The organism is Cryobacterium sp. TMT1-19 (assembly GCF_004403055.1).
Lineage (GTDB): Bacteria > Actinomycetota > Actinomycetes > Actinomycetales > Microbacteriaceae > Cryobacterium > Cryobacterium sandaracinum.
The window spans coordinates 45,861-56,106 of record NZ_SOHB01000008.1 but is presented as its reverse complement, the minus strand read 5'-3'; the positions used below and the strand labels follow the sequence as shown (position 1 = coordinate 56,106).

General features: G+C 62.8%; 13 protein-coding genes. 10 read left to right on the top strand and 3 right to left on the bottom strand.

What is annotated here, in order from left to right:
* Together E3T40_RS01810 and E3T40_RS01805 are read right to left on the bottom strand one after the other, a co-directional pair.
* On the bottom strand, positions 1–234 hold a 234-nt coding region (locus E3T40_RS01810), incomplete at its 3' end, for a GDP-mannose 4,6-dehydratase (protein WP_134542522.1).
* Between the two features lie 88 nt (positions 235–322).
* Positions 323–1,162, bottom strand: coding sequence for a glycosyltransferase family 2 protein (locus tag E3T40_RS01805; protein WP_134542521.1), 840 nt, complete (start codon positions 1,160–1,162; stop codon positions 323–325).
* Between the two features lie 151 nt (positions 1,163–1,313).
* Between E3T40_RS01805 and E3T40_RS16175 the strand changes: the two genes are divergently transcribed.
* The gene (locus tag E3T40_RS16175; RefSeq protein WP_166786542.1) at positions 1,314–1,472 is read left to right on the top strand and encodes a hypothetical protein; all 159 of its coding nucleotides are present in this window, start codon (positions 1,314–1,316) and stop codon (positions 1,470–1,472) included.
* 48 nt (positions 1,473–1,520) lie between these two features.
* Complete coding sequence (locus tag E3T40_RS16635; protein ID WP_370287848.1) at positions 1,521–1,595, top strand: hypothetical protein; 75 nt, start codon at positions 1,521–1,523, stop codon at positions 1,593–1,595.
* A gap of 36 nt (positions 1,596–1,631) precedes the next feature.
* Here the strand turns inward: E3T40_RS16635 and E3T40_RS01795 are convergent, their stop codons facing one another.
* Positions 1,632–2,066, bottom strand: coding sequence for a GtrA family protein (locus E3T40_RS01795; protein WP_241981638.1), 435 nt, complete (start codon positions 2,064–2,066; stop codon positions 1,632–1,634).
* Positions 2,067–2,500: 434 nt separating this feature from the next.
* Between E3T40_RS01795 and E3T40_RS01790 the strand changes: the two genes are divergently transcribed.
* The 8 genes from E3T40_RS01790 (at position 2,501) to E3T40_RS01755 (ending at position 10,240) form a co-directional block, all read left to right on the top strand.
* Positions 2,501–3,229 carry a glycosyltransferase gene (locus E3T40_RS01790; RefSeq protein ID WP_241981637.1) on the top strand — a complete coding sequence of 243 codons (729 nt, stop codon included), beginning with the start codon at positions 2,501–2,503 and terminating at the stop codon, positions 3,227–3,229.
* Positions 3,230–3,601: 372 nt separating this feature from the next.
* Positions 3,602–4,180 carry an NAD(P)-dependent oxidoreductase gene (locus tag E3T40_RS01785; RefSeq protein WP_134542520.1) on the top strand — a complete coding sequence of 193 codons (579 nt, stop codon included), beginning with the start codon at positions 3,602–3,604 and terminating at the stop codon, positions 4,178–4,180.
* Positions 4,181–4,552: 372 nt separating this feature from the next.
* Positions 4,553–5,023: a hypothetical protein gene (locus tag E3T40_RS01780; protein WP_134542519.1), complete on the top strand. Its 471-nt coding sequence runs from the start codon at positions 4,553–4,555 to the stop codon at positions 5,021–5,023.
* Positions 5,024–5,029: 6 nt separating this feature from the next.
* On the top strand, positions 5,030–5,674 hold the full coding sequence (locus tag E3T40_RS01775) for an acetyltransferase (RefSeq protein WP_134542518.1): 645 nt from the start codon (positions 5,030–5,032) through the stop codon (positions 5,672–5,674).
* A complete protein-coding gene (locus E3T40_RS01770) occupies positions 5,664–6,788 on the top strand; it encodes a DegT/DnrJ/EryC1/StrS aminotransferase family protein (RefSeq protein WP_134542517.1) in 1,125 nt (374 codons plus the stop codon). The genes E3T40_RS01775 and E3T40_RS01770 overlap by 11 nt, the downstream gene beginning before the upstream one ends.
* A gap of 16 nt (positions 6,789–6,804) precedes the next feature.
* Positions 6,805–7,842 carry a glycosyltransferase family 4 protein gene (locus E3T40_RS01765; RefSeq protein WP_134542516.1) on the top strand — a complete coding sequence of 346 codons (1,038 nt, stop codon included), beginning with the start codon at positions 6,805–6,807 and terminating at the stop codon, positions 7,840–7,842.
* On the top strand, positions 7,842–8,879 hold the full coding sequence (locus E3T40_RS01760) for a glycosyltransferase family 4 protein (protein ID WP_134542515.1): 1,038 nt from the start codon (positions 7,842–7,844) through the stop codon (positions 8,877–8,879). Before E3T40_RS01765 ends, E3T40_RS01760 begins: the two co-directional genes overlap by 1 nt.
* Positions 8,876–10,240 (top strand): glycosyltransferase family 4 protein, encoded by a 1,365-nt coding sequence (locus E3T40_RS01755; protein WP_134542514.1) that lies wholly within the window; start codon positions 8,876–8,878, stop codon positions 10,238–10,240. The genes E3T40_RS01760 and E3T40_RS01755 overlap by 4 nt, the downstream gene beginning before the upstream one ends.
* The last annotated feature ends 6 nt before the right edge of the window (positions 10,241–10,246 follow it).

Below are 10,246 nucleotides of genomic sequence, written 5' to 3'. Positions count from 1 at the left end.
GTCCAGGGACGGGAAGAGCTCGTCAAGCAGTGCGGCGTCACGGATGTCGCCGTACACGAACGAGTACCGCGAGGACCCGGCGACCGGGGCCAGGTTCTCAAGGTTGCCCGAATAGGTGAGAGCATCGAGCACGACGACCTCGGCACCCTCGAGGCCCGGGTAGGCATCTTCGAGGGTGCGCCGAACGAAGTTCGAGCCGATGAAACCGGCTCCACCGGTGACAAGAATTCTCATTGAGTGGTTCTCTCCGTTCGCTGAGGTGCACAGGTTCGCCGAGGTGCACAGGTTCGCCGAGGTGCCCGGGTTCGCCGAGGTGCCACGGTCAGTGGTCTCCGTGCCGTTGCTGGAAACGCGAGCGAACGGCCAGGCCGACCGCGAGGGCCGTGCGCACCGGCCAGAAGAGCGGGCCGCTGTATTTGCGTGCGAGGAACCGGTTGGCGCTGTCGTGGTGGGCGGCGAGCATGCGTGCGGAGTCCGACTGGGTCGAGTGCGCGCCGGTGTGGGTGACCACGGCCGTCGGCTCGTAGACGCTGCGGAGGCCGGCCTGACGCATCCGCAGGCCCAGGTCGACGTCTTCGAAGTACATGAAGTAGCCCTCGTCGAACCCGTTCAACCCGTCGAAGATGTCCCGGCGGATGAGCAGGCAGGCGCCCGAGAGCCAGCCGGCGTCGCGTCGCTGGGGCTCCGCGGCATCCTGCAGGTAGCTGTGGGTCCAGGGATTGGACTTCCAGACGTTGGCGAAGAGGGCGTGGCCCACGCCCGTGCGAATCGAGGGCAGGGACCGGGCCGACGCGTAGGTCGTGCCGTCGGCGTTCAGGATGCGCGGCCCGACGGCGCTGATCGCCTGGTCGCTCTCACCGGCGGTCTGCAGGGTGTCGATCGAGTTCGGTTCGAGAACCAGGTCGGGGTTGCAGACCAGGATCCACTCGACGTCAGCGGTGAGGCTGGCGACGCCGGCGTTGATGCCGTGGCCGTAGCCGTGGTTCTGGTCGACCACATACCGGGCGCCGAATTCCGCGGCGATCTCGCGGGCGGCGCTGCCGATCGGCTTGTTGTCGACGACGACGACCGTCACCGGGGCCGTGCTGGCGACCGCGACGCTGGCCAGGAAAGGGCGGAGAACGTCGTCCGAGCCGTGGCTGACGGTGATGACCGCGATCATGATTTCCCGACCGATTCGATGTTCGGCGCTACCAGCCCGGAATCGCCGGTGACGAAAGTATTCATGCGTGCAGGTACCGTTCAGTTCGCGGATGAGACCTCCTGATTCTACGCGAGGCCCCTGTGCAGACTTCCGGGGGGTCAAGATTCGTGTGTATAAAATCCTGGACGCCTACCCTGCGGCCGGCGAGCTTCTCCCCTCTTCGAAGGATGTCGACGCACCGTCTCTGCGGTCCGCGACCGAGAGCGGACTGCTGCCGACCTGGGCGCAGGTGCGCGGGTTCAACGATTTGCGCAACGAGAACGGCTGACTATTTCGGGGATCATTTTGGCGGGGATCGGCCACGCGCCTATGGCCGATCATCAAGGCCATTTCGAAGCAGCTGATGCCGATCTACGACAAGCCGATGATCGACTACCGCGGTCCTCGCTGATGCTGGCCGGCATCGCGCTGTTCGCCCGGTACGTGCTTACGCCTGGGATTCGGACGCACGCCGGAACGAGAATTTCCGATGTCCGAAGAAGCTGATGAGGGTCGTGCAGACCAGCACGATTGCCTGTGCGATCAGCGAGTTGAGACCGAAGAGCTCAATCAGGATGGGCAGGGCGACCGCGTTGACTCCGATCGAAACCAGATAGACGCTGACGAACCGGGTGAGGTCGGTCCAGATTTGCCCGGTGACGTGGAAGACGAAGCGTCGATACAGGATGAAGGCCAGCGTGATGGCGATCGTGTAGGACAGTGCAAGGCTCAGCAGGTAACCGAAGGGAATGCCCGCGAAGACGTAGAGGTCGAGGGCGGCGAAGAGGCCGTAGCCTACGACCGTGTTGACACCGCCGATGACGAGGAAGCGGATGCGCTGGTCGTTGGCCAGCGTCGTGGCGAGCTCCAGCATCCGACGCATCGCAGTCCCTCATGAGGCTCGGGCATACTTGGCCGAGCGGCCGGTGCCCGCCCGCGTGAGCCCCCGACATGGAATAGTCTAACTGCTGGTGGCGACAGGGATTCGGGTCGTCTTGCAACCAGGGGATGAAATTGAAACTTCCAGAGGTCGATCCAGCCGTTGACTCGCGCGTTCCGCATGTGATCTCGGTGGTCATCCCCGTGTACAAGGGCGAGTTGGCCCCTCCCAGGTCTCCTGGCCGAGATCGACCCCTTCACCCGCCTCTCCATCTCTCCCGGCGGCGCGGTGTGGCAGGTCCGCGAAGTGTTGCTGGTCTTTGACAATGGGCCGGACAACTCGGCGCACATCAGCCGGGCATTGGAAGAGCAGTATCCCTTCGTGCGGCCAGTCTGGCTGAGCCGCAACTTCGGCCAGCACTCGCCACGCTCGCTGGCATGGCGTCCACTAAGTCCGAGTGGATCGTGACCATGGACGAAGACGGCCAGCATAATCCGGCCGAGATCGGCAAACGGATCGATTCCGCCCTCTCCTTCAACGCACCACTCGTCTACGGGAAGCCTTCTAATGCCCCACCCCATGGGCTGTTCCGCAATGCGGCATCCCGGTTGTCGAAGATCATCGTGTCGCGCCTCTCCGCGGGTCACGACGTGACCGAGTACCAGAGCTTTCGTCTGGTCCTCGGAGAAGTCGGGCGTTCGGTTGCCGCGTACGCCGGAGTCGGGGTGTACCTCGATGTGGCGCTCGGTTGGATCGCGTCGAGTGTTGCCACGGCGGACATTGAGCTTCGAGGAGAAAGCGGACGTGCGTCCGGCTACACCCTGCGAGCGCTTTTGAGCCACTTTTGGCGGCTGGTGCTGACCAGCGGCACCCGTGCGCTCCGGCTGGTCAGCCTCCTCGGGGTTCTTGTCGCGCTGGCCGGCTTTTTCCTCGGGCTCTACTTCATCGTTGAGAACCTGGTCAGTGGCGATCTGCCTGTGGGTTACACGTCCACCATCACCGTTCTCCTATTTTCCACCGGCGCCATCCTGATCGCCCTTGGCGTCATCGCCGAGTACGTGGGGGTATCGGTGAATATGGCCATGGGCAAACCCCTATACCTCATCGTTAGTGACCCGCAGAACGGCCCGCTGGGCCGTCGCCGTGCCGCCACCAGCACTTTGTGAGGGACCTGATCTGGGTCGTCGGCAGTGGCGGGATGCTCGGTTCCGCAGTGGTGCGACGCCTGCGCGCCGACGACCCGGAATAGGTGTTCACGGGTGGCCGGATCAGTTGGGGACAGCCCGATGCCTTGCGCGACCTGGAGACGAGTCTTCTGAGTCTCATCACCGAAGCCGGCGCAACGTGGCAGATCTATTGGTGCGCGGGGGCCGGTGTCACCTCGTCGGGGACTGACTCCCTGCGGAGTGAAGTGGCGCTTCTGCGGAGGTTTTTCGCCCTGGTGTCACAACTCCCACCAGGCGATCGCGCTCGTGGTTCGGTTTTCCTCGCGTCGTCCGCGGGAGCCGTCTACGGCGGGTCAGTGGTTGCCCCATTTGATGAGGACTCGATTCCCGTCCCCCGGGGAGTACGGAACCTCGAAGCTACTCATGGAAGCGGTCCTGGTAGGACTGTCGATCGCAACGGGCATCCCCGTGATGATCGGCCGGATCGCCAACCTCCATGGGCCGGGACAGAGCCTGGCTAAACAGCAGGGGATCGTGTCCCAGGTCTGCAAAACGAGCCTACTCGGGCAGCCGATTTCGATGTTCGTTTCCCTCGACACCCGTCGCGACTATATCATCGTCGATGACTGCGCTGCACTGATCGCGCAGGCCGGTGCCCGGCTGCGTCGGGTGGATCGGGGATCGCCGGTCATGAAGATTCTGGCTTCGGGGCGTTCGGTCACTCTCGCCAGCATCCGGGGTGAGTTCCGCCGGCTGATCGGTCGACGGCCGCGTGTAGTCACCGGAGTGTCTCCATATGCAAGATTGCAGGGGCGCGATCTGCGGTTCCTGTCACGGGTCTGGCCCGACCTGGACCGCGCGCAGAAGACCCCGCTCGTCGTTGGTATGTCGCGAACTCTGGCGGATCTCTCGTTGCAGGTCAACGGGGCTAGAAGCTCGGCCATGAACTGAGTCGTCCTTAATGGGAACTGAGCTGCGAACGACCAGTCATTGCGGAGAATCACAATGCCGGACCGACTGCCCGTCCTGTCCATTCAGGCAGCGGCGACAGCTACCCCTTGAGCGTGTCCAAGGCTCAAGTCGGTCCCACTAGACTGATGGGACGTTTGGGGTTGTCAATACGCACTGTTAAGGCCCGCGCAAGTTGGCGTTGGTGATTTTTTCTTTCTTACCTTTCCTGATCGTGGGGCTTCTGTTGTCTGCCGAGAACTCTCGGTGACTGACAGCCCAGATGTATTCACCTCAGAGACGATTGGAAGAAGACACGTGCACCCAGACGAATCCAACCCAATCGCGGGGGACCGCCATGGCGGCCTGGGATCAGTGCCACTGTCCATTGACTTCCTTCTCAAGGCGAACTCTCCGCGGAATTGGTCCCCCGAGATCAGTCGCCCCGCACCCCAGAACGTTCCATCAGGTCCTCGAACTCCTGAGATTCTCGTCAACCCGAAGCGCCGGAGCCTGCGCGCCCAGTTGCGTCGGGTCGCGCGCAGGTTCTACCCGCTGGTTTCCCCATTCGCCTGGCGCACCCGAACCTTTCTTCTCAAACCGCAGTTCGACATCGAGACCCGGCTGGCGGCGAGGATCGACGCCTCCGAGGCGCGTCTGGCGAGCCGTCTCGGTGAGGTGACCGAGCTGGTGAGAACAACCGAGAAGGCAGCCACGGATTCACTGAGCGAGCAGCGCAGGCTGTTCGTCTCGCTGCGCAACCTGATCGAGACGCAATCCATCGAGATCGCCCGGCTGGAACGGCAGGTTGCAGACTCTGCCGCCCGCATGCGAACGGACGCATAGCCAGTGATGAGCTCGAAATCCGTCCTGGTCTTCGGCGCCGGCGGCCATGCGAAAGTCGCGGTCGACGTTCTCTTGAGCGCAGGACATCATGTAGTGGCGTGTCTGGACCTTCTGCCGGGCGAGCCCGTGCTGGGCGTTCCGGTGCTCGACGAGGCCATCGAGCTCGATAGGCTGATCGACTCGGGGCACTCTCACGCCTTCGTGGCGATCGGCGACAACGCGGTGCGGCAGCGTCAATCTGCACGTGCCCGAAAACTCGGCCTCACACTGGTGAACGCCGTCAGCCCTCGCGCATATGTGGCGCCAAGCGTGACCTTGGGCAGTGGCATCTTGATCGTGCACGGAGCGGTGGTGAACGCCTGCTCCGAGCTGGGCGATGATGTGATTATCAACACCGCCGCGTCCGTGGACCACGACAACATAATCGGAGCCGGTGTACACATCGGGCCGGGTTCACATCTTGCCGGTTCGGTCACGGTGGGCAACGGCGCCTTCGTGGGAGCAGGCTCAGTGGTTATTCCGGGCATCATCATCGGCCCAGGTGCCGCCATTGGTGCCGGTTCTGTCGTTGTGCGGGACGTCGTTCCGCATCACCGTTCGTGGGGTAGCCCTGCGCGAGATATGGGGAGTGTTGCGACAAATGGGGATTGAAACAACAGCGTTGCTGCAGGATATTGCGCTCGCCCAGCCTGACCTTGGTGGCAACGAGCTCAAATACGTGACCGAATGCATGGAAACGGGTTGGATATCCAGCATCGGTCGGTTCATCCCCGAGTTCGAGGCCAGCTTTGCCCAGCTCGCGGGGACAACTCATGCGGTGGCCACCAACAATGGCACCACCGCACTTCACGTCGCGCTGGTAGCCCTCGGTGTGGGCCCAGGTGACGAGGTCATCATCCCGACGGTCACCTATGTCGCGACAGCCAACGCGGTGCGTTACTGCGGTGCCATTCCGGTGCTCGCCGACGTTCTTCCCGGAACCCTCAACATCGATCCGGAGGAGCTGCAGCGCCTCGTCACCCCGAGAACCAAGGGCGTGATCAGCGTTCACCTCTACGGCGTGCCCGCAGACGTCACCAGCGTGGGCGACTTCTGCCGAGCTCGTGAGCTCTTTCATCTCGAGGATGCCGCAGAGGCACATGGCGCCACGGTCGACGGAACTCCAGTCGGTTCCTTCGGCGATGCGGCCATCTTCAGCTTCTTTGGGAACAAGATCGTGACGACCGGCGAGGGCGGGGCCGTGGTGACCAATTCCGCGGCGCTGGCCAAGCGGGTTCGCTTGCTCCGCGGACAAGGAATGGACCCTGACCGCCGATACTGGTTTCCCGAGATCGGCTACAACTACCGAATGACGAACATCCAGGCGGCCATCGGTTTGGCGCAGCTGGAGCGGTTCGATCAGATCATGAGTGCACGGATCGATACTGCACGCCATTACGAGCTGCGCCTTGCGGAACTGGGAGCCGAGATTGAGCGCATCGAGATCCCCGCGGGCGTGAACCCGGTCCCGTGGTTGCAGAACGTGTATCTGGCCGACGGCGGTGCGGTCCGCCGAGACGCCGTTGTGGAGCGGCTGTCCTCACGTGGCGTGCCCAGCCGTCCCGTCTTCTACCCGATGCATGTGCTGCCGGCCTTCGTGGACTCTCGGCCTTTCCCTGTCGCCGACGACTGGACCGCACGGGGCATCAGCCTGCCGTTGCACACCGCTCTGACCGTTGATGCCGTTGATCGAGTGTGCGACGAGCTCGCCGCGGCAATGGCGTGATAGGGGTGTCGCACCGGTGAGAATCGCCCTCGTTTCATCCATCGTTCCGTTCGTGCACGGCGGAGCCCGGAACATCGTCGATTGGCTCGCGTTGGCCCTGCAGGAGCGCGGGCACGAGACGGAGATCATCTCCTTGCCGTTCGACGAGTCTCCGGATCGAATCATTTCGCAGATGGCCACATACCGCATGATCGACCTCACGGACCGGGCCGATCTGGTGGTGTGTTTTCGGCCACCCTCGTACCTCATCCGCCATCCGCGCAAGGTCCTCTGGTTCATCCACCACGTGCGGCCGTATTACGACCTCTGGGACACGGACTATCGAGGATTCGCCGACACCGAAATTTCGCGCGCCCGGAGGAACACGATCATGACGGCCGACACTCGGGGATTGATGGAGGCCGCGGCCGTCTTCACGAACTCCCGGGTCGTTTCTGAGCGTCTCCTACGCTACAACGCAGTCGAGAGCGAAGTGCTCTACCCGCCGCTGTACCAGTCTGAGGACTTCGTCAACGAAGGCTACGGCGACGAGATCGTCGTCATCGCGCGGCTCGAACATCACAAGCGTCAGCATCTGCTCATCGAGGCCCTCGGCCTCTGCAAGACACCCGTGCGTCTGCGCTTCCTGGGCAAAGGCTCCAGTCCTGACTATGGTCAGCATCTGCGGGCCCGGGCAGACGAACTTGGGGTTGGGGACCGGGTCATCGTCGATGACGAGTGGGTCGAAGAAACCGCGAAGCGCAAGATCCTGGCGTCGGCTTTGGCCTGCGCTTATCTTCCCCTCGATGAGGATTCCTATGGCTACCCATCGCTCGAGGCTGCTTACGCTCGAAAGGGGATCCTGACCACGGGAGACTCCGGGGGAGTGCTTGAGTTCGTTGAGGACGGACGGAGCGGGCTCATCGTCGATAGTTCGCCGGCGAGCATCGCTGCAGCAATGGACCGGTTGCATTCCGAAGCCGGCCTCGCGAAGAGACTCGGCGACGGCGCCCACAGCAGACTCGATGACCTGAATATTTCTTGGTCGCACGTTGCAGATCGGATCACCGCTTAATGCGTGTCGTTGTCGCCAACAATATGAGCCCATTCATTCACGGTGGCGCTGAGGAACTGGCGAATCATCTGGTACGTCGGATCGCCGCGCGAGGCCATGAAGCCGAGCTTCTTCGCATCCCTTTCCGCTCGGAACCCTACTCGGTGCTCCCCAAGCAAATGGCAATCGCGCGCCAGCTGAGAGTCGACTCGGCAGATGTTCTGATTGCGCTCAAGTTTCCGGCCTATGGGATGTCTCATCACCACAAGAACCTGTGGCTCTTGCACCAGTACCGCCAGGCTTACGACCTGTACGATGCCGGCTACACCAACATCCCGGCCGACGACGACGGAGACGTGGTGCGGAACATGATCCGCCTTGGTGATAATCAGTCGTTCTCCGAGGCTCGAACGATTTACACCAATTCCCCGACGACCAGCGCCCGACTGCAGCACTACAACGGAATCGGCTCTGAGGTCCTGTATCCGCCCCTGAACGACCCCGATCTGTTCACCGGTGGCAAGCCGGGGAACTATGTCTTCGCCGGAGGCCGGGTGGATTCCCTGAAGCGACAGGAGCTTCTGCTCCGGGCGATGAAGAAGACCCCGCAGCGGGTTCGCCTCGTCATCGCCGGCCCTCCCGACACCGCGGAAACGGGCCATCGGCTTCGCTCGCTGGTCGATGAGCTGGACCTTGCTGACCGGGTGACCCTGGACCTGCGCTTTCTCGACCGCGGGGAGATTGCGGCCCTGGTCAACGGTGCGGCGGCGTGCGCGTATATTCCTTATGATGAGGACTCCTTGGGCTACGTCTCCATGGAAGCGGCGCAGGCGCGGAAACCCGTCATCACCACCAGCGATAGTGGAGGCATTCTCGGACTGGTTAAGCATGGCGAGACCGGCTGGGTAGTGGAACCCACCGAGGATCAACTCGCGTTAGCACTCTCCGAGGCTGCCACCAATCACCGCTCGAGTCGGGCTCGCGGGAGCGCGCTCCACGACCACTGGCAATCGTTCGGGGCGACCTGGACGCACACGATCGACCGGTTGCTTGAATGAAAATCGCATTCTTCACACCCACACACGCACAATCGGCGATTGGCCGGGTGACGGTTCTCGTGCGGGCCGCACTCCAAATGGCCGGCCACGACGTCGCCCTCGTCGCGACCGAGTATTGCCTTTTGGACCCGGCGGATGTCAATCCGCTGCTGGTCGACAGCACTGCCTGGACCGACGTAGGTGCGGTTCGCCAGATTGTGTCTGAGTCTGACCTTGTCTTCCACCAGATCGGCGATCATTATGCGTTCCATGCCGGAAGCGTCGCGTGGCTGTCCGAGGTGGGCGGATGCGTGGCCCTGCATGATTTCTTCCTCGGTGACATGTTTCTGTCCTGGCTCCCGGGCAACGAGGCCCACGCCGAGAGCATCCTCAAGCGCTGGTACGGACTGCCTCTGGACGAGTATCTTGGCATGGCCAGGAGTGGGCGGTTCGTGGACCGAACTTGGCCGCGCTACCCCCTGACCGAATGGATCTGCAGCCAGGCCGACGCGGTGATCGCTCACTCCGACTTCGGGCTGCCCGCAGTTCTGGTCTCGACGGATGTCCCGGTTCGTGTCGTTCCGCTTCCGTACGACATTGCGGGTGGTTCGGTCGTCGGCGCCGATGGTCTCGTGGGGCGTGACCCCGGAGATGACAATGTGCGCGTACTCACTTTCGGGCGCATCAACCCCAACAAACTGTGCGATCTCATCGTCAACTCGATCGCCGGGGACTCCCAGCTGCGCAAACGGGTCGACTATCGCATCGTCGGCACGATCTTGCCCACCGATCGCGCGTACTTGACTTCCATGGCGCATGCGCTCGGAGTTCGACTCACCATCATCGGCGAGGTAGATGACGCGCAGCTGGTCGCTGAGCTCCATGCCGCAGACGTGATTGCCTGCCTCCGTGAGCCCGCTCTCGAATCCGCCTCTGCAAGTGCCATTGAGGGGATGCTCTCGGGCACGCCCCTCATCGTCGTAGACACCGGTTTCTACAGCAGCCTGCCGCGCGAGTCGGTGTTTCATGTACCGCAGCTCGACGCCCAATCGAGCTTGACCCAAGTGCTCCGCAGCATTCTCGACGGTGCCCACGACCTGTCGGCCATGGGGGCATCTGCGAAGGAATATGCGCTGGCGACCTTCCGGGCCGACACCTATGCTTCGGCGATCATTGAATTGGGCGTTGCCGCGGCCAAACGCCGACCGGAGCGAGAACTGGACGGCATCTTCGCCCCGATCTATGCCTCCTGGGGTGCTGTTACCGGCTCTGGCCCAATCGCGGCATACACGGAGGACACAAGTATTTTTCGAGCCGAGGGCGCGTATCGCAATTCGTTTAGCCACACGACCATGCCGCCCAGCGTGGCCCCTCCTCGGTAGTAGTTG